Source organism: Pseudonocardia sp. Ae331_Ps2, from assembly GCF_001932405.1.
Lineage (GTDB): Bacteria > Actinomycetota > Actinomycetes > Mycobacteriales > Pseudonocardiaceae > Pseudonocardia.
The window spans coordinates 5,632,277-5,651,314 of the sequence record NZ_MCIM01000001.1 but is presented as its reverse complement, the minus strand read 5'-3'; the positions used below and the strand labels follow the sequence as shown (position 1 = coordinate 5,651,314).

The window sequence follows — 19,038 nt, the reverse complement described above, 5'->3', positions numbered from 1 at the left end:
GCCAGAGAAATCCATCGGAGCACCTCACTACATGTCCACCGACACCACCGCCGCCCCGACCACGCCGCAGGTCGCTATCAACGACATCGGGTCGGAGGAGGACTTCCTCGCCGCCATCGACCAGACGATCAAGTACTTCAACGATGGCGACATCGTCGAGGGCACCATCGTCAAGGTCGACCGCGACGAGGTCCTGCTCGACATCGGCTACAAGACCGAGGGCGTCATCCCCTCGCGCGAGCTGTCGATCAAGCACGACGTCGATCCCGCCGAGGTCGTCGAGGTCGGCGAGTTCGTCGAGGCCCTCGTCCTCCAGAAGGAGGACAAGGAGGGCCGGCTGATCCTGTCCAAGAAGCGCGCGCAGTACGAGCGCGCCTGGGGCACGATCGAGGCGCTCAAGGAGGCCGACGAGCCGGTCGAGGGCACCGTCATCGAGGTCGTCAAGGGCGGCCTGATCCTGGACATCGGGCTCCGCGGCTTCCTCCCGGCCTCGCTGGTCGAGATGCGCCGCGTGCGCGACCTGCAGCCGTACGTCGGCCGCAAGATCGAGGCCAAGATCATCGAGCTGGACAAGAACCGCAACAACGTGGTCCTGTCCCGCCGCGCCTGGCTCGAGCAGACCCAGTCCGAGGTCCGCAGCGAGTTCCTCAACCAGCTGCAGCGCGGTCAGGTCCGCAAGGGCGTCGTCTCCTCGGTGGTCAACTTCGGTGCGTTCGTCGACCTGGGCGGGGTCGACGGTCTGGTGCACGTCTCCGAGCTGTCCTGGAAGCACATCGACCACCCGAGCGAGGTCGTCGAGGTCGGCCAGGAGGTCACCGTCGAGGTTCTCGACGTCGACCTGGACCGCGAGCGCGTCTCCCTGTCGCTGAAGGCGACCCAGGAGGACCCGTGGCGGCTCTACGCCCGGACCCACGCGATCGGCCAGATCGTGCCGGGCAAGGTCACCAAGCTCGTCCCGTTCGGCGCGTTCGTCCGCGTCGAGGAGGGCATCGAGGGCCTGGTCCACATCTCCGAGCTGGCCGAGCGCCACGTCGAGATCCCCGAGCAGGTCGTCCAGGTCGGCGACGACGCGATGGTCAAGGTCATCGACATCGACCTCGACCGCCGTCGCATCTCGCTGTCGCTGAAGCAGGCCAACGAGGGCATGACGGTCGACACCGAGTTCGACCCGACCCGCTACGGCATGGCCGCCGAGTACGACGACCAGGGGAACTACATCTACCCCGAGGGCTTCGACGTCGACTCCGGCGACTGGAAGGAAGGCTTCGACGAGGCCCGCGCGGCCTGGGAGAAGCAGTACGCCGAGGCGCAGGCCCGCTACGAGCAGCACATGGCGCAGATCCGCAAGGCCGCCGAGGCCGAGGCGGAGGGCGGCAACGACATCGCGCCGGCGAACTACTCCTCCGGCGGCGACGACGACCGTCCGGCCGCCGGCAGCAGCGGCGGTGGCCAGGCCGAGTCGGGTGGCTCGCTCGCCAGCGACGAGCAGCTCGCCGCACTGCGCGAGAAGCTCTCCGGCGGGGCCTGACAGCCCCCTGCCGGTCCCACCCCGGACCGGCGCCAGCACCACACCGGGCCCCGGTGACCCTCACGGTCACCGGGGCCCGGCCCGTTTCACGGCGGCCCTACGGCGCGCGATGGACACCGGTTCATCTCGCTCGGCGTGTCAGGGTGGACACGCACGGTGGAGATCACGGTTCGGCTGCGGTTGGTCACGGCGCGCGCACCCGCTCTGAGTCGATCTTCGGGTCGGCCTAGATTGGATGCATGGTCGGCCGTACCGTCCGCCGGACGCGTTCCGGCGAGCTCCTGTCCCACACCCGCCCGTCCCGGCGTCGCGGACGGTCCGCGCTCGCGGGGATCCTGCTGACCGCGGTGCTCGCCGGGTGCGGCACGGCGTCCGGGGACACCGGGATCGCGGTCCCGACGTTCCCTGCCGAGCAGTCCGGCGCCGCCCAGGCCGGACGGGGCCCGGTTCCGATCGCGCTGCCCACCGACTGCGCGCAGCTGATGGACCCCGAGCAGGCCGGCGCGCTGTTCGGCCAGGTACTGGGGTCGGTGTCGGTCCAGTCGGTCCGCGGCGTCCCCGAGGCGGCGGTCAACCGCACCGAGCGCACCGCCTGCACCTACCGGGCGGGCGGCCAGACCCAGGCCTTCGGCGGGGCGCGCAACTCGGGTCCGGTGCTGTTCCAGCTCAACATCGGCCGCTACACCGACGCCGCGTCCGCGGCGCGGCAGTGGCAGCTCAACACCAACGCCGAGCGGGGCTCGGCCACCGCGTCGCGCGACATCACCGTCGGCTCGGTCCCCGGCGTCCTCGTCGAGCGGCCGGACGAGACCACCCTCGCGCTGGTCTACGGCGTCGACACGCTGACGTTCATTCTGCCGGTGGCGGCTCCGGGGCAGACCCGGTCCGCGGCCGAGACCCTGCCCGACCTGGCCCAGCGCATCATCCCGGCGTTGACGCCGACCCAGCCGCCGTCCGCGCGGCCGACCCCCACCACGCCGCCCGCGGCGCCCGCCCCGCGGGCCGGCGACGGCGGCGCGGGCAGCGCGCGCGGCACCACCTGAGCGCCGCCCAGGGTACCCGGTGCGGCCCGCTACGGTGATCACGTGCTGCGGACAGGGCTGACCGGCGGAATCGGTGCGGGCAAGTCGACGGTCGCGACGCGACTGGTCGAACGCGGGGCGGTGCTGGTCGACTCCGACGTCATCGCCCGCGAGGTCGTCGAACCGGGCACCGAGGGACTGGCGGCGATCGTCGAGGCGTTCGGCCGGGACGTCCTCGACGCCGACGGCCGCCTCGACCGGCCCGCTCTCGCCGCGGTCGTCTTCGCCGACGCCGGGGCCCGGCGCACCCTCGACGGCATCGTGCACCCGCTCGTGCGGGCCCGGTCCGACGAGATCGTCGCCGCCGCCGCGCCGGACGCGATCGTCGTGCAGGACATTCCGCTGCTCGTCGAGGGCGGGATGGCCCCGGCCTTCCCGTTGGTCGTCGTGGTGGGGGTGGACGCCGAGGAGCGGGTCCGGCGGCTGGTGTCCGCGCGGGGGATGGCCGAGCAGGACGCCCGGGCCCGGATCGCCGCCCAGGCCACCGACGAGCAGCGTCGCGCCGTCGCCGACGTCTGGCTGGACAACTCGGGCGACCCGGAGGACACCCGCCGCCGGGTGGACGCGCTGTGGGACGGGCGCCTGACCGGGTTCGAGGAGAACCTGCGGACCGGCCGCCCGGCCGTGGACGGGCCGCCCCTGCTCGTCGAGCACGACCCGGACTGGGCTGCCCAGGCCCGCCGGCTGGCCGAGCGGGTCGCGGTCGCCGCGGGCGGTCCCGGCCGCGGGGTCGAGCACATCGGGTCGACGGCCGTCCCGGGGCTCCCGGCCCGCGACGTCCTCGACCTGCAGCTCGCGGTCGAGTCCCCGGCCGACGCCGACCGGATCACCGATGCCCTGGTCACGGCCGGGTTCCCGGTCGACGCCGCCGCCCCGGGCGGCGACGCGGGCACGGTGCGGGTGCACGGCTCGGCCGACCCGGGACGGGCCGCGGTGCTGGCCGTGCGGGTGCACGGCTCGCCCGCGTGGCAGCACGCGGTCGAGCTGCGGGACCGGCTGCGCGCCGACGCGACCGCCCGTACCGACTACGCCGCGCACAAGCGCGCCGCGGCGGAGCGGCACGCCGACGACGCAGACCCACGTCACTACCGTGCGTGCACGGCGGAGTGGCGCTCTGATCCGGACGAGTGACCGGATCGGGATGTAGATCACGCGGAACGTGACGATCGGATCGCGCCGGGCCGTTTCTGTAACGCTGCACGCTCGTTGGTCGATCAGGCGGGGCAGAGGGTGCTCCTGCCCGGATCGGCGGCGGTACCTGCGGGTACCCGCCGATCGGACAGGGCACCACGGTGATCGGCACCGGGCCGCAGGGCCCGGTGGCGGCGACGAGAGGACACGGGGTTGAGCACAGTGGCCCAGCGTTTCGGGGCGGACGGCGAGTTCGCCGAGCCCGAGCGCGCGCCCGCGTTCCCCCACGCGGACCAGTACGGCGGTGTGCCGGAACCCGGCGAGCCGGGCGCGGCCGACCGCGACGCGTGGACCGGCGCCGACTACGGAGCCGACTACGAGGCTCCGCCGATCAGCGGCGCCGTCGTCCAGCAGCACCGCACGCTCCCGCACGGTGAGCTCCGCGCGGACTTCGGGGCGCACCTGGAGACCCACTACCCGCGCCTGGTCGCGCAGCTCTACGCGATCACGCTCAATCCGTACGACGCACACGACGCGGTGCAGGACGCCTACTCGCGTGCCTGGCGCCGCTGGGCCGCGCTGCGTGCCGAACCCGCGGGCCCGGACCACGAGGACGCCGCCGTCGGCTGGGTCCGGCGGGTCGCGATCCGCACGTCGATGCGGCCGCGGATCCTGCGTCGCCGTCGCAGGCCGGCCCCGGAGGAGACCGACCCGCGCACCGGGGCGCTCCTGGAGGCGCTCGGGCGGCTCGCGCCCGTCGACCGCAGGGCCGTGGTGCTGCACCACATGGCGGGCCTGTCGACCGGCGCGGTCGCCGAGCTCGAGCGGGTCACCGTGCACGAGGTGCGGCGCCGGCTCGTCCGCGGTCGCGAGGTCGTGACCGAGGGCATGGCCGAGGTGCTGGAGGAGATCATCGGACCGGCGGGTGGCGCGGTCGGGGGACCGCCGCCGGGTCACCGGACGCCGCAGTACGACCTGCGTGGCGGATACCCACCCGCCACCGAGGGGGGACGGGCATGAACGGGTTCGCCGACATCGACCGGGAGTTCCACCGGCTCGACGACGTCCTCGCGGCGGCCGTGCGGCTGCCGGCCGTCGACGACGTGATCTCCCGCGCCGCCGGTGCGCGCCGCGCCACGTCGGCCGCGGCCGCGGCGGTGCTCACCGTCGGGTCGCTGGGCGGGATCACCGCCGTCGCGACCGCGGCCGCGCCCGACGGCAGCTTCGTCGGCCCGCCCTTCGCCATCGCCGCGCCGCAGGCGACCGGCCCGAGCCCGGACCCCGTCGAGACCGGTGCGCCGGGTGGCGCGGCCGCCGGCGGGGACGGCCTCCCGCCGGCGTTCGACCCGACCGTCGCGGCGACCCAGGGTGGCGCGCTGCCCGGTGGCGGCGGCTCGCCCGTCGCCCCCGCGCCCGGTTCGGCGCCCGCGCCCGGAACCCCCGGTGCGCCCGTGGTCCCGCCGCCGTTCACCGGTGGCCAGCCGACCCAGCCGCAGCCCACCACCCCGCCCGAGCCGACCGACGAGGGCTCGCCCGAGCCGACGACGCCTCCGCCGGCCACGACGAAGCCGCCGGTGACGACCACGCCTCCGCCGGTCACCACGACGCCGCCGACCTCGACGCCGGAGCCGACCGACGAGGGCACCCCGGAGCCGACGACGACCAACCCGGCCCCGACGACGTCCAACTCGGCCGCGCCGACCACCACCGCGTCGTCCGACCCGACCACGACCACCGGGACGACGACGCCGGAGACCTCGACCAGCGCCGTCGGCCTCGCCCCGGCGCAGTCCTTCGCGCTCTGACACACCCCGGGACACACCCCGGCCGGCCCCCGCGGCCGGTCAGTCCGGGCCGTCCTCCGGTCGGTCCCGCGGCCCCAGGTCGATCCCGAGCGACGCCAGCCAGGCCACGTGGTCGTGGTCGTGGCGGACCAGCCCGTCGAGCACCGCGTGCGACCGTTCCAGGGCGTACTCGGCCAGGTCGGTCCCGACCAGCCCCTGCGCCACGGCGGCGACGAACTCGTCGACGTCGATGACGTCGGTCCCGCGGCCGCGGCGCACGACGAGGTCCAGGTAGAGGTCCGTCATGTGCAGCCGCCTGCCCTCGCGGGAGATCGCGGCGACGTCGACGTACACGTCCTGGTCGCGCTCGTGCCCGGGCCGCCACCGCCAGTCCGACAGGCACACGCCCAGCTCCGGCAGCACCCAGGTCTCGATCCACCAGGCGTTCGGCCGGGCGACGACGGGCCGGGACAGGTACAGCCCCCAGTCCTCCTCGCGCAGCGTGGCGATCTCGCGGTGGGTCCCCTTGGTGTCGACCTGGACGCCCCGCTCGGGGTCGAAGGTCTGTGTCTTGGGCGGGTGCACGGTCGACCATCCTGCCCCCTCCGGCGGTCCCGGCGGGGCGTGCGACGGGAAAGTGTCGGGGGTCGCTCGTACCCTGGTGTCATGGCATTCGCGACCGAGGTCCCGGGCAGCGCGGCGGACTCCCGTGCCCGGGGGGACGCTGCGCACCCGGACGCGGGCACCACCCCGGCGGACACCCCGCGCGCGCACTCCGAGCACCGCCCGGTGGGCGCGGTCGAGCGCAGCACGGCCCCGTTCCGCGTGGTCAGCGACCACGTCCCGGCAGGTGACCAGCCGGCCGCGATCGCCGAGCTGGACCGTCGGCTGCGTGCCGGCGAGCAGGACGTCGTGCTGCTGGGCGCCACCGGTACCGGCAAGTCGGCCACCACCGCCTGGCTGATCGAGCAGCAGCAGCGGCCCACGCTGGTGATGGCGCCGAACAAGACCCTGGCGGCCCAGCTGGCGAACGAGCTGCGGGAGATGCTCCCGAACAACGCGGTCGAGTACTTCGTCTCGTACTACGACTACTACCAGCCCGAGGCCTACATCGCGCAGACCGACACCTACATCGAGAAGGACAGCTCGATCAACGACGACGTCGAGCGGCTGCGGCACTCGGCGACGATGAACCTGCTGTCCCGGCGCGACGTCGTCGTGGTCGCCTCGGTGTCGTGCATCTACGGCCTGGGCACCCCGCAGTCCTACCTCGACCGGTCGGTCTCGCTGCGGGTCGGCGAGGAGGTCGAGCGGGACCGGCTGCTGCGGCTGCTGGTCGACGTGCAGTACACCCGCAACGACATGTCCTTCACCCGCGGCACGTTCCGGGTCCGGGGCGACACCGTCGAGATCATCCCCGCCTACCAGGAGCTGGCGCTGCGGATCGAGTTCTTCGGCGACGAGATCGAGGCGCTGTACTACCTCAACCCGCTGACGGGGGAGGAGGTCGAGCAGGTCGACGAGATCAAGGTCTTCCCGGCGACGCACTACGTCGCGGGCCCGGAGGCGATGGAGCGCGCCGTGCGCGCCATCGAGGCGGAGCTGGAGGAGCGTCTCGCGCAGCTGGAGAACCAGGGCAAGCTGCTGGAGGCCCAGCGGCTGCGGATGCGGACCCAGTACGACATCGAGATGATCCGCCAGGTCGGGTTCTGCTCGGGCATCGAGAACTACTCCCGGCACATCGACGGCCGCGGTCCCGGCACTGCGCCGGCCACCCTGATCGACTACTTCCCGGACGACTTCCTGCTGGTCATCGACGAGTCGCACGTGACGGTGCCGCAGATCGGCGGCATGTACGAGGGCGACATGTCCCGCAAGCGCAACCTCGTCGAGTACGGCTTCCGCCTCCCCTCCGCGGTGGACAACCGGCCGCTGACCTGGGAGGAGTTCGCCGACCGGATCGGCCAGACCGTCTACCTGTCCGCGACCCCGGGCCCCTACGAGCTCAACCGCACCGGCGGCGAGTTCGTCGAGCAGGTCATCCGCCCCACCGGCCTGGTCGACCCCGAGGTCGTCGTGAAGCCGACCAAGGGCCAGATCGACGACCTGATCGCCGAGATCCGGGACCGGACCGCCAAGGACGAACGGGTCCTGGTCACCACCCTGACCAAGAAGATGGCCGAGGACCTCACCGACTACCTGCTCGAGCTCGGGATCAAGGTCCGGTACCTGCACTCCGAGGTCGACACCCTGCGCCGGGTGGAGCTGCTGCGGCAGCTGCGGTCGGGCGAGTACGACGTGCTGGTCGGCATCAACCTGCTCCGCGAGGGTCTCGACCTGCCCGAGGTGTCGCTGGTGGCGATCCTCGACGCGGACAAGGAGGGCTTCCTCCGTTCCGGCACTTCGCTGATCCAGACCATCGGCCGCGCGGCGCGCAACGTCTCCGGCCAGGTGCACATGTACGCCGACAAGATCACCGACTCGATGCGGTACGCGATCGACGAGACCGACCGGCGTCGCGCCAAACAGATCGCCTACAACACCGAGCGCGGGATCGACCCGCAGCCCCTGCGCAAGAAGATCGCCGACATCCTCGACCAGGTCTACCGGGAGGCCGAGGACACCGAGACCGTCCCGGTGGGCGGGTCGGGCCGCAACGCCTCGCGCGGCAAGCGCGCGGCGGGGGAGAAGGGTCGCGCCCCGGCCGCGGCCGGCAGCTCCGGGGTGGCGGCGAAGGACACGGCGGGCATGCCGCGCGCCGAGCTGGCCGACCTCATCCAGCAGATGAACGACCAGATGCTCACCGCGGCACGGGACCTTCAGTTCGAGCTGGCGGCCCGGCTGCGCGACGAGATCGCCGACCTGAAGAAGGAGCTGCGGGGGATGGACGCGGCCGGGGTGTCGTAGGCGGGTCCGCGGCGGGGCGGCCGGGCCTCCCCGCTACCGTGGACCACCGTCATCTCCCGTCCGGCCGCCGGGTCCGCCCGTCACGCGGCCGCATCCCCGTCCGGCCCGGGCGGCCCGGTCGTTCTCGGAGGAGCCCCGCGTGACCGTCATCCGCACCACGCCCGACCCGGACGTGCCCGCAGCCCCCGGCCGGGGCGGCGCCGCGCTGGTCGGCAGGCTGCGCGCGGCGGCGCTGACCCGGTGGACGCTGGTGGTCACCGTCCCGCTGCTGGTGGCCGCGCTGTACTGGTCCTGGTACCGGCTGCGGAACTACGCGCTCGACCTCGACGTGTACCGGATCGGCGTGCAGGCCTGGCTGGACGGCAGCGACATGTACGGCCGGCTCCCGCTGCCCCTGCACGGGCCCGAGCTGCCGTTCATCTACCCGCCGTTCGCCGCCATCACGATGGTGCCGCTGACCGTCGTGCCCTACGCCGTGGCGTTCACCGCGCAGTTCGTCGCCTCGGTGCTGTCGTTGGCGATCTGCATCGCGCTCACGATCCGCGTCGCCTGGCCCGCGGGCGGGTGGCGGGCGCCGTTCCTGCTGGGCGTGCCGGTGCTGGCCGCGGTCCTGCTGATGGAGCCGGTCGCGCAGACCTTCGCCTTCGGGCAGATCAACCTCGTGCTGATGCTGCTGGTGCTGGTCGACCTCCTCGCCCCGCGTACCTGGTGGCCGCGCGGGCTGCTGCTCGGCCTGGCCGCGGCGATCAAGCTGACCCCGGGCGGGTTCGTCCTGTACTTCCTGGTCCGGCGGGACTGGAAGGCCGCGGGGGTCGCCGTCGTCACCGGCATCCTCGCCACCGGGCTCGGGTTCGTCGTCGACCTCGACTCCTCGGTGCGGTACTGGTTCGTCGGCGGGCCGGCCGCCGGGGTGAGCGGCTCGACGTTCTTCTCCAACGAGACCGTGCAGGCCGTGCTCGCCCGCCAGGAGGTCCCCGAGCCCTGGTTCCACATCCTGTGGCTGGGCATCGTCGCGGTCCTGCTGGCGTTGGCCGTGCCGATCATCCGACGCTCCGAGCCGGTGATCGCGATGTCGGCGACGGCCGCCGTCGTGCTGATGGCGACCCCGACCGCCTGGTCGCACCACTGGGTGTGGGTCGTGCCCGCGCTGATCGGGATCGGTGCGCACGCCCTGCGGTACCGCAGTGCCGGGTGGGCGGTGGTCGGCGTGGTCATCGCCGCGATCTTCTACGTCGCTCCGTTCCGCTGGATGCCCAACGTGTGGGGCGTCGAGATGAAGTGGAGCCTCTGGGAGCAGGTCCTGGGGGCCAGCTACGTCATCCCCGCCGCGCTGACCCTCGGGCTCGGCTGCTGGTACGTCACCCGGGGCCCGGGGCGTCCCGGCGGTCCGCGGGCGCCGCGTCCGGAACGGCTGCGCGTCGGCTCCTGACCCTCCGGGGGCCCCCGGGGCACGACGGCCCGCGACTATGGCGCGGGTCACGGGCGCCCGCCTACTGTGGGGGCCGGAGGTGCCGGTGGAGCCAGTCGACGACGACCGGAACCGGGCAGGCGTGTGTGCCGTCCGCCCGGGAACCGACCTCGGTCGGCACGCCCGGATGCTGTCCCGGCTGCACGACGCGGTGCTGTCCGGCGACGCCCGCCCCGTCGACACGGCCCGCGGCCGCCGGCTGGTCACCCGGTCCTGGGACCGGGTCCGGGCCCAGGGCGTGGACCCCGACGCCGGTGAGCCGCCCGGCCCGCTGGATGCCGCCGTCGTCGAGCAGCGGCGGGCGACCTCGCCGCTGGCCCCGGTGCTGCCCGCGCTGCGTGCCGCGCTGACCTCGGTCGCCGAGGACGCCCGGCACGTGATGGTCGTCTGCGACGCCGACGGGGTCCTGCTGTGGCGGGAGGGCTCGACCGCGGTCCGCCGCCGTGCCGACGCGCTCGGGTTCACCGAGGGCGCCGAGTGGTCCGAGCGGTCGGTCGGCACCAACGCGATCGGGACCGCGCTCGCCGAGGGCGGGCCGGTGCAGATCTTCTCCGCCGAGCACTTCGTGCGCAGCCACCACGGCTGGACCTGCACCGCGGCCCCCGTGCACGACCCGCGCAGCGGTGAGCTGCTCGGTGTCGTCGACCTGTCCGGGCCCGCCGAGACCGTCCACCCGACGACCGTGGCGCTCGTCGACACCGCGGTGCGGCTCGCCGAGGCCGGGCTGTGGCAGCGCCACGAGGCCCGCCTCGACGCGCTGCGCACCATCGGCGCCCCGATGCTCGCCGGTGACACCGGGCCCGGCCTGGTCGTCGACGACCACGGCTGGGTGGCCGCCGCGTCCGGGCTGCCCGGCGTCGAACGGGTCGCCGCGCCGGTGCCCGAACGCCTGATCGCCGTGCACGGGCTCGGACCGTGCCTGCCCGAGCCGGTGCCCGGCGGCTGGCTGCTGCGCCCGGCGTCGGGCGGGGGCAGACGGATGCGGCTGCGCCTGGACCTGGACGGCCGCCCGCCGCAGGCCGTGATCGAAGGCACGACCCGCTGGGTGCACCCGCTGTCGACCCGGCACGCCGAGGTCCTGGTGCTCCTCGCCCGGGCCGGGACGGGCGGGCTGGACGCGGCGACCCTGTCCCAGGGGCTCTACGGCGACCGGGCGCACCTGGTCACCGTCCGCGCGGAGATGTCCCGGCTGCGCCGGAACCTGGGCGGCATCCTGCTGGCCCGCCCCTACCGGATCGCTCCCGAGGTCGAGCTGGACCTGACCGGGCTGGCGGGCAGCCGGGTGGTGCGCGAGTCGGGCGCGCCCGGCGTCGCCGCCCTGCGCTGCGACTGACCGCCGCCCGGGCGGCGACGCCCGGCGCGGACCGGTCCCGCGTCGGCCGGGCACCCGCCCGGCCGACGGCGGGCGCTGCAACCGGCCTGCAACGCTGTCCCGGACCCGCGCCACCAGGGTGGACTGGCTGTCGCGGGAACGTCCCGCCGCGGCAGGGACGCCGCCCCCGGCGGCCCGCGCGAGCGAACTGGGAGGCCGACATGGGTGTCGCCGTGGTCACCGGAGCCGGACGCGGGATCGGGCGGGGCATCGCCCTGCGGCTGTCACGCGACGGGCACGCCGTCGCCGTCAACGACCGGGACGCCCACGGCGCCACCGCCGTCGCCGAGGAGATCCGGGCGGCGGGCGGGACCGCCGTGGCCTACCCGGCCGACGTCACCGACCCGGACGCGGGTGCCGGGCCACGCGGGGCGGCCCGGCACCGCGGTCAGCTGGTGATGTCCTTGGTGCGGAACCGCCACGCCGCGAGCCCCAGGAACACGGTCGCGTAGCAGACCGCGGAGAACGCGCCGTAGGTCATGTCCGACCAGTCGACGTCGGTGGCCAGAAGCGCCGACCAGGCGTCGCCGTAGTGGGTCGGGAGGAAGTCCCGGATGATCCCCAGGTCCTCGATCTGGTCGATGATCTGGGAGACGATCGAGGCCATCACCGCGCCGCCCACCGCGCCCAGCGGGGCGTCGGTGCTCACCGACAGCAGCAACGCCAGTCCGGCCACCCAGCTCAGCTGCACGGTCACGTACAGCGCGCCGAGCATCACCCGCCCGACCGCGCTCCAGAACGGCAGCGACTCCCCGATCGGCGAGACCAGGTCCCCGGTGCCGTAGGCGATCGCGCCGACCACCAGCGAGGCGACCGGGAGCAGCAGCAGCGCCGCCACCGACAGCACCCCCGCGACGACGGCCTTCTGCCGCAGCAGCCGCGCCCGCGGCACCGGGACGGCCAGCAGGTAGCGCAGCGACGACCACGACGCCTCCGAGGCCACGGTGTCGCCGAAGAACAGCGCGACCAGCACCACCAGCAGGAAGCTCGCCGAGGCGAACAACGTGAACACCGCGAAGTTCGCGGCGCTGCCCGACGCCAGGTCGACCAGGCTCGGGCCGCGGGCGCCGGGGTCGTCGTCGCCGAGGGAGAACGCCGCCCACAGGATGATCGGCATCGCCACGACCAGCGCGAACGCGACCTGGGTGCGACGGCGCTGCAGCTGGCGGACCAGCTCGGTGCGCAGCGGCATCGTGCGTCCCGGGACGGCGGGCGGCGCGGCCCGGCCGGTCACGAGGTCGCCGACGTGCCCGCGACGGGTCGAGAGCTGACGGTCGTCACTCACGGGGTACCTCCGGCGTCCTGCCCCCGCGGGGCTTCCACGTCCTGCCCCTGCGCGGCTTCCACGTCACGGCCCTCGGGGCCCACCAGTTCCAGGAACGCGTCCTCCAGCCGGCCGCGCGGCCCGGCCGCGCTGACCGCGACCCCGCCGGACACCAGCGCGGCGACGGCGTCGGCGCGGGCGGTGTCGCCCGTGTGGGCGTGTACGACGCCCGGCTCGTCCCCGGTGACGACGTCGGTGACGCCGTCGAGGGCGGCCAGCACCGCCGCGGCCCGGCCGGTGTCGTCCACGGTGAACGACGAGCCGCCCCCGGCCGCCATCAGCTCGGCGACCGTCCCTGCGGCGACGACCGTGCCGCGGTGCATGACCACGACCTCCGAGCAGGTCTGCTCGACCTCCGACAGCAGGTGGCTGGACACGAGCACCGTCCGGCCGCCCGCGGCGTAGCGGCGCAGCAGCTCGCGCATCGCGTGGATCTGGGGCGGGTCGAGCCCGTTGGTGGGCTCGTCGAGGATGAGCAGCTCGGGCAGGCCCAGCATCGCCTGCGCGATCGCGAGGCGCTGCCGCATGCCCTGGGAGTAGGTGCCGACGCGGCGGTGCACCGAGTCGCCGAGACCGGCGATCTCCAGCGTCTCGGCCATCCGGGCCTGCTCCGGTGGGCGTCCGGTGGCCTCCCAGTACAGGCGCAGGTTCTCCGCGCCTGACAGGTGCGGCAGGAACCCGGGGCCCTCGACGAACGCGCCGATCCGCGACAGCACCGCCGCGCCGGGCCGGATCGGGCGGCTGAACGCCGTCATCGTCCCGGCGGTGGGCGTGATCAGGCCCATGAGCATGCGCAGGACGGTCGTCTTGCCGGCGCCGTTCGGGCCGAGCAGGCCGAGCACCGCGCCGCGCGGCACCGTGAACGACACGTCGGACACCGCGGCGAACCCGTTGCGGTAGGTCTTCGCCAGCCCGCCGACGACCAGCGGCGCCGCGTCGTCGGGCACGTCGTCGTCGGCGGGGTCGGCGCGGCGCGACCGCAGCCGCGCCACCAGCCACGCCACGAGCGCCGCGGCCAGCACGGCGGCGATCCCGAGCACCGGCCACAGGGGGACCGTCCCCGCCGACTCGGTGCGGCCGGGCACCTGGGGCACCGACAGCGCGGTGTCCCCGGCGAGCCCGACCCGCCACACGGCCGGGTCGGCGCCGGAGTCGTAGCCCTGGTCGGTCGTCGACAGCTGCACCAGCAGGCGGCTGCCGCCCTGCACCGGTGCGACGACGCCGGGCAGCGTCACCGTGGTCTCGGCCGGGGACCCGTCGGCGGGGACGGCGATCCGCAGGGGCGCGACGGCGTTGCCCAGCAGCGTGCTGCGCCCGTCCGGGCCGAGCGTGGTGAGCGAGGCGAACAGCACCGCGGTGTCCGGGGCGGGCTGTCCGGCGACCCGCGCGACGCGCACCGTCACCCGCGGTGCCCCCGACGGCTGTATCGCGTCGGCGACGGGCGCGGTGAGGAACCGGGCGGACTGGCCCGGCGTCGTCAGGCCGGACAGGCCGCCCAGCGAGCCCAGCGACCCGAGCGCCGAGCCGAGCCCCGGCAGCGAGGTGAGCGCCGAGGGGTTCCCGCCCGGCGGGTGGACGACGGTCTGCTCGCCACCCTCCAACGGCAGCGCGGTGGTCGGTGCGGGAGCGGAGCCCGCCCTCAGGCCGGGGTAGGCGTCGGCCAGGACGGTCCGGCCGGTGGGGGTGTCGTCGCGGGCGCGGACGGAGCTGCGGACCTGGTAGGCGAAGGGGGCCTCGGCGAGGCCGCCGGTGGTGCCCTCCGCAGCGGGCAGGCCCCGCAGGTGCTGGTCGAACCAGTCGGCGATGCGGGCGCGGACCTCGGAGTCGGGGCCGCCGCCGTCGTGGCCGCCCGCGAACCACAGCACCGACACGGGAGTGCCGTTCGCGGCGATCTGGCGGGCGTTCGCGTCGGCCTGGTCGAGACCGAACAGGGTGTCCTGTTCGCCCTGGACGAGCAGCGTCGGCGCGGTGATCCGGTCGGTGACGGTCGCGGGGGAGGAGCGGCGCAGCAGCCGGGCCAGCTCCGGGGAGACGCGGCCGGTGCGGGCGGCCTCGCCGTAGGCGGCGCAGACGTCGCGGGCGAAGCGGCCGCAGACCGGGTCCGAGGGGGCGCCGGGCACCGCACCGGGGCTGCCCGCGGACGTGCCGGGGCCGGCCGGGCCGGAGCTCCCCGTCCCGCCTGCCGCGGGCCCGGCGTCGACGGCCCCATTCCCGGAGCCGACACCTCCGACACCGCCGCCTCCGTCGGCTCCGCCGCCGGTCGACCCACCGGTCCCGCCGGTCGCGTCCGACCCGCCGAAGCCGCCGCCGGACTCGTCGCCGGAGCCCGACCCGGCCCCGGACGCGGTGTCGCCGCCCGCGGGGACCCGGCCTCCGGAGCCGAAGAACACCCCGGCCCAGCCGCTCTTGAACACCCCGTCACCGGCGCCCGCTCCCGCGGCGGGGGTGCCGGGTGCGCTCGTGCCGGTGGGGACGGCGTTGTTCGGGAACAGCGCCTGCCCGAGGTCGTTCCAGGTGATCACCGGGACGATCGCGTCGATCCGCCGGTCGTAGCCGGCCAGCAGCAGGGCGAGGCCGCCGCCGTAGGAGCCGCCGGTCACCCCGACGCGGGGGTCACCGGGGCCGTCCTGCTGCACGTCCGCGCGCCGGGACAACCGGTCGACCAGCCGGGAGGCGTCGGCCACCTCGCGGTCCGGGTCGTCGAGCCCGATGCTGCCGCCGGAGGCGCCGAAACCGCGCGCGGTCCACGTCTGCACGACGTACCCGCGGGCGGCGAGCTCGCGGGCGTCGGAGTCGACCGAGTCCTTGCTCCCGCCGAAGCCGTGCGCGACCAGCACCGCGGGGGCGGGGGAGGCCGCGGTCGCCGAGGCGGGGACGTAGAGCGAGGTGTCCAGGTCGATCGTGCCCGGCTGTCCGGGGCCGGCCGGGACGGCGACCCGTTCGGCGGTGACGGCGACCGACCCGCCGTCGTCGGCGGCCGCCGCGGCGGGTGCCGCCGTCGCGCCCGGGACACCGGGGGCGGCCGCCGCGGCGGGGGCGAACGCCAGCACCAGAGCGGTGACCGTCGCCGCCACGATCGGGGTACGGACCCACCGGGCCCGGGGGAGCACGTGCACCTCGTCGAAACTACGCAGATCCCCGCGGCCGCGTCGCGGGGCGGTGCGTGCGCCCCACCACGTCCCGTCCGTTCCCGTCCACCGGACCGTCCCCGCGCCGGTGCCGCGGGAACCGGCCACCGCGGGATGAACTCCGCACCAACGGCGCGCGACCCCCGGGTGTCGTCGCCCGTTCACCTTCTGTTCCGCCGTGCAACGCCGACCGGAAGCCGCGACCCGGCACCGTCACCGGGTGTGAGCGTCAACCCCACCGGAGAGACCCCCGGCGTCGGTGTCCCGCGGGCACTCGCCGTCGACATGACGATCGCCGACCAGCAGGACTGGCTGGCCGCGTTCCTGCGTCGGCACCCCGTCAGCCGGCGCACCGCGCTGCGCGGCGGCGCCGGCGTGCTGGCCACGCTCGCCGCGTCCGGGTCACCGTGGGCACGCGGGGTCGCCGCGGCCGCCGGACCCGCGCCGGTCACCGTCGTCGGACGGCACCTGGCCTACGGGCCGGACCCGGCCCGGTCGATGTCGTTCTCCGGGGAGCTGACCGCGGCACCGCCGCCCGGCCGGATGGTCGTCGACGTCGGTACCGACTCCGGGTTCGGCCTGACCCTCCCGGTGCAGGTCCGCCCGCTGGAGAGCCTGGTCCCGCAGGCCGACGGCGGCATCCGGGGCACCCGGCAGTGGTTCGTCCATGCCCGCGCCGACGGCCTGACCCCCGGCAGCCGCTACGTCTACCGGTTCCGGCTGGAGGGCGCGGACGGCACCGCGACGACCACCGCGACCAGCACGTTCCGCACGGCCGCGCCGCGCGGCACCCGGCACCGGTTCACCTTCACCGCGTTCGCCGACCAGGGTGTCAGCACCGGCGCCGAGCCGAATCTCTACAAGGCCGACGACACCCACCGCAGTCCGATGCCGTCGGAGGCGCTGACCGCGCTCGTCGCAGCGGAGCAGCCCGCGTTCCACCTGCTCGCCGGCGACATCTGCTACGCCGACCCCTCCGGTGCCGGGAAGCCCGCCCTCGACGGCGCGGGGCACGACGACGAGGCCCACGACAGCTTCGACCCCACGGTCTGGAGCACCTACTTCGCCGCGATCGAACGCTCGGCCGCGTCGACCCCGTGGATGTTCGCCACCGGCAACCACGACATGGAGGCGCTCTACGACCTGAACCGGGCCGACGGCCCCGCACACGGCTACGCCGGGCACGCCGCCCGGCTGTCGCTGCCCGGGACCGGCCCCCGCGGCTGCCCCTCGGTGTACGCGTTCACCCACGGCACCGTCGGGGTCGCCAGCGTCGACGCCAACGACCTGTCCACCGAGATCCCGACCAACGCCGGCTACTCCGGCGGCACCCAGCTGGCCTGGCTGGAGCGGACCCTGGCCGGCTGGCGCGCCGACCCGGACATCGAGTGGATCGTGTTGTTCTTCCACCACTGCGCCTTCGCCACCTCCGGCGCGCACGCCTCCGACGCCGGGGTGCGACGGGCGTTGGCGCCGCTGTGCGACCGCTACCGGGTCGACCTGTGCGTCCAGGGCCACAACCACCAGTACGAGCGCACCGACCCCATCCGCGACGGCCGCCCCACCCGCCCGGCCCCGGACCGCTCGACCGTCCACCCGGAGACCGACGGCACCACCTACGTCTGCGTCGGCTCCGGCGGACGGCCCCGCTACCGCTGGCAGCCCGGCGAGACCGACAGCCACCGTGGCCAGGAGACCGAGCAGGCGCCGGTCACGAGCTTCGTAGCGGGACCCGACGACCAGAAGCAGGCCGAGACCGTCACCTGGTCGCGGACCCGGTACCTCGGCTACGCCTATCTGCGCTGCTCGGTGGTGCCCGGCTCGCACGGCACCGACTCCGAGCTCGTCGTGCACGCGATCACCGACCTCGGTGAGGAGATCGACAAGGTCCGGCTCAGCCGTCCCGCGCGTCACTGAACCGGACACTACGGACGAAGTGGGTCACCGACCGGGTGCACTGGGTCACCCCGACTCGCCACGCAACGGTGCAGGGAGGACACTTCACCTACCGCAGGGGAGTATCCCTACCGCGGTGGTGTCGTCAGCACGGTGTCGTCGTGAGCGTGGCTCGCGCGCGGACCCGGCACCACCGGCCACGCTCGGCAGTCGCAGGACCAGGGTGCCGTGGCGGGAGAGACCTCGGGCTGTCTGATACTGCCCTGGTCTGGAGGAAGTCCGTGAACGTACCCCTGTGGGTCTGGTTGGTCACCATCGTCGGGTTCGTGCTGGTGATCGGCGCGGACCTGTGGCTCAACGACCACAAGCCGCACGCCGTGACCCTGGGCGAGGTCACCCGCTGGGTCGTCTTCTACGTGGCGCTGGCCGTCGCGTTCGGCTGCGGGGTCTGGTTCTTCTCCGGCGGCACCTACGCCGGCGAGTTCTTCGCCGGCTACCTGACCGAGTACTCGTTGTCGGTCGACAACCTGTTCGTCTTCCTCATCATCATGTCCGCGTTCAAGGTCCCGGTCCTCCACCAGCACCGGGTGCTGCTGGTCGGCATCGTGATCGCGCTGATCATGCGCAGCATCTTCATCGCCGCGGGCGCGGCGGTCATCGACCGCTTCAGCTGGGTGTTCTTCCTCTTCGCCGCGTTCCTCATCTACACCGCGGTCTCGCTGGTCAAGCAGGCCGCCGGCGGCGACGACGAGGAGTGGAAGGAGGGCCGGGTCCTGAAGTGGGTCCGCAAGGCCTTCCCGGTCACCGACGACTACCACGGCGCCAAGACCACGGTGAAGATCGACGGCAAGCGCTGGCTGACCCCGATGCTGATCGTGATGATCGCCATCGGCGTCACCGACATCATGTTCGCCCTGGACTCGATCCCGGCGATCTTCGGGCTCACCCAGGAGCCCTACCTCGTCTTCACCGCGAACGCGTTCGCGCTGATGGGGCTGCGCCAGCTCTACTTCCTGCTCGGCGGGCTGCTCAACAAGCTGGTCTTCCTGTCCTACGGCCTGGCGGTGCTGCTCGCCTTCATCGGCGTCAAGCTCGCCCTGCACGCCCTGCACGAGAACGAGCTGCCCTTCATCAACGGCGGGCAGCCGGTCCCGGTCCCCGAGGTCGGGATCGGGCTCTCGCTCGGCGTCATCGTCGGCGTCCTCGCGATCACCACGATCGCCAGCCTCGTCGCGGTCCGGATGAAGCCCGAGCTGGCCGAGCAGGGCAGCGGGATCACCGCGCCGCCGCTGGCCCGCACGAAGGAGGAGGCCGCGCAGATCGAGGCCCGCGACGAGCAGGCCGACCACCGCGTCAGCGCGCCCCCGCGCGACTGAGACCCACCGTCCCCGACGGCCTCCCTCCGCCCCGGCGTCCGC

Annotated in this window: 14 protein-coding genes; 11 read left to right on the top strand and 3 right to left on the bottom strand. The window is 74.4% G+C overall.

Annotated features, from left to right (window positions below):
• Nucleotides 1–31: 31 nt before the first annotated feature.
• The 5 genes from rpsA (at nucleotide 32) to Ae331Ps2_RS26365 (ending at nucleotide 5,546) form a co-directional block, all read left to right on the top strand.
• A complete protein-coding gene (rpsA, locus tag Ae331Ps2_RS26385; RefSeq protein WP_020622849.1) occupies nucleotides 32–1,528 on the top strand; it encodes a 30S ribosomal protein S1 in 1,497 nt (498 codons plus the stop codon).
• Between the two features lie 239 nt (nucleotides 1,529–1,767).
• Nucleotides 1,768–2,571, top strand: coding sequence for a hypothetical protein (locus tag Ae331Ps2_RS26380; protein WP_075305807.1), 804 nt, complete (start codon nucleotides 1,768–1,770; stop codon nucleotides 2,569–2,571).
• Nucleotides 2,572–2,613: 42 nt separating this feature from the next.
• Nucleotides 2,614–3,741, top strand: coding sequence for a dephospho-CoA kinase (gene coaE, locus Ae331Ps2_RS26375; protein WP_075305809.1), 1,128 nt, complete (start codon nucleotides 2,614–2,616; stop codon nucleotides 3,739–3,741).
• 222 nt (nucleotides 3,742–3,963) lie between these two features.
• Entirely contained in the window at nucleotides 3,964–4,761 is a 798-nt protein-coding gene (locus Ae331Ps2_RS26370) for an RNA polymerase sigma factor (protein WP_075305811.1), read from the top strand.
• Nucleotides 4,758–5,546, top strand: coding sequence for a hypothetical protein (locus Ae331Ps2_RS26365; RefSeq protein WP_075305813.1), 789 nt, complete (start codon nucleotides 4,758–4,760; stop codon nucleotides 5,544–5,546). The genes Ae331Ps2_RS26370 and Ae331Ps2_RS26365 overlap by 4 nt, the downstream gene beginning before the upstream one ends.
• Nucleotides 5,547–5,585: 39 nt before the next feature.
• Here Ae331Ps2_RS26365 and Ae331Ps2_RS26360 read toward each other — a convergent pair whose 3' ends face one another.
• Nucleotides 5,586–6,110 carry a DUF402 domain-containing protein gene (locus tag Ae331Ps2_RS26360; protein ID WP_075305814.1) on the bottom strand — a complete coding sequence of 175 codons (525 nt, stop codon included), beginning with the start codon at nucleotides 6,108–6,110 and terminating at the stop codon, nucleotides 5,586–5,588.
• A gap of 81 nt (nucleotides 6,111–6,191) precedes the next feature.
• Here Ae331Ps2_RS26360 and uvrB point away from each other — a divergent pair, with 81 nt between their 5' ends.
• The 4 genes from uvrB to Ae331Ps2_RS26340 all read left to right on the top strand — a co-directional run bounded on the left by uvrB (nucleotide 6,192) and on the right by Ae331Ps2_RS26340 (nucleotide 11,724).
• Entirely contained in the window at nucleotides 6,192–8,432 is a 2,241-nt protein-coding gene (uvrB, locus tag Ae331Ps2_RS26355; protein WP_233147511.1) for an excinuclease ABC subunit UvrB, read from the top strand.
• A 139-nt stretch (nucleotides 8,433–8,571) separates the two neighbouring features.
• A complete protein-coding gene (locus Ae331Ps2_RS26350; protein ID WP_075305816.1) occupies nucleotides 8,572–9,861 on the top strand; it encodes a glycosyltransferase 87 family protein in 1,290 nt (429 codons plus the stop codon).
• Between the two features lie 85 nt (nucleotides 9,862–9,946).
• Nucleotides 9,947–11,233: a GAF domain-containing protein gene (locus Ae331Ps2_RS26345; RefSeq protein ID WP_249265554.1), complete on the top strand. Its 1,287-nt coding sequence runs from the start codon at nucleotides 9,947–9,949 to the stop codon at nucleotides 11,231–11,233.
• 200 nt (nucleotides 11,234–11,433) lie between these two features.
• Nucleotides 11,434–11,724, top strand: a complete 291-nt coding sequence (locus Ae331Ps2_RS26340) for an SDR family NAD(P)-dependent oxidoreductase (protein ID WP_233147513.1) — start codon at nucleotides 11,434–11,436, stop codon at nucleotides 11,722–11,724.
• Here Ae331Ps2_RS26340 and Ae331Ps2_RS26335 read toward each other — a convergent pair.
• Both Ae331Ps2_RS26335 and Ae331Ps2_RS26330 read right to left on the bottom strand, forming a co-directional pair.
• A complete protein-coding gene (locus Ae331Ps2_RS26335; RefSeq protein WP_233147748.1) occupies nucleotides 11,661–12,464 on the bottom strand; it encodes an ABC transporter permease in 804 nt (267 codons plus the stop codon). The genes Ae331Ps2_RS26340 and Ae331Ps2_RS26335 overlap by 64 nt on opposite strands.
• Nucleotides 12,465–12,553: 89 nt before the next feature.
• A complete protein-coding gene (locus tag Ae331Ps2_RS26330; RefSeq protein WP_083696030.1) occupies nucleotides 12,554–15,712 on the bottom strand; it encodes an alpha/beta fold hydrolase in 3,159 nt (1,052 codons plus the stop codon).
• A 234-nt stretch (nucleotides 15,713–15,946) separates the two neighbouring features.
• Here Ae331Ps2_RS26330 and Ae331Ps2_RS26325 point away from each other — a divergent pair, with 234 nt between their 5' ends.
• Nucleotides 15,947–17,641: a metallophosphoesterase gene (locus tag Ae331Ps2_RS26325; protein ID WP_075305820.1), complete on the top strand. Its 1,695-nt coding sequence runs from the start codon at nucleotides 15,947–15,949 to the stop codon at nucleotides 17,639–17,641.
• Between the two features lie 260 nt (nucleotides 17,642–17,901).
• A complete protein-coding gene (locus tag Ae331Ps2_RS26320) occupies nucleotides 17,902–18,996 on the top strand; it encodes a TerC family protein (protein ID WP_020626757.1) in 1,095 nt (364 codons plus the stop codon).
• Nucleotides 18,997–19,038: the final 42 nt, after the last annotated feature.

Bases quoted from the DNA above. Each gene is read 5' to 3' on its own strand.
- rpsA (WP_020622849.1), top strand. From the start codon at position 32: ATGTCCACCGACACCACCGCCGCCCCGACCACGCCGCAGGTCGCTATC.
- Ae331Ps2_RS26380 (WP_075305807.1), top strand. From the start codon at position 1,768: ATGGTCGGCCGTACCGTCCGCCGGACGCGTTCCGGCGAGCTCCTGTCC.
- Ae331Ps2_RS26365 (WP_075305813.1), top strand. From the start codon at position 4,758: ATGAACGGGTTCGCCGACATCGACCGGGAGTTCCACCGGCTCGACGAC.
- uvrB (WP_233147511.1), top strand. From the start codon at position 6,192: ATGGCATTCGCGACCGAGGTCCCGGGCAGCGCGGCGGACTCCCGTGCC.
- Ae331Ps2_RS26340 (WP_233147513.1), top strand. From the start codon at position 11,434: ATGGGTGTCGCCGTGGTCACCGGAGCCGGACGCGGGATCGGGCGGGGC.
- Ae331Ps2_RS26335 (WP_233147748.1), bottom strand. From the start codon at position 12,464: ATGCCGCTGCGCACCGAGCTGGTCCGCCAGCTGCAGCGCCGTCGCACC.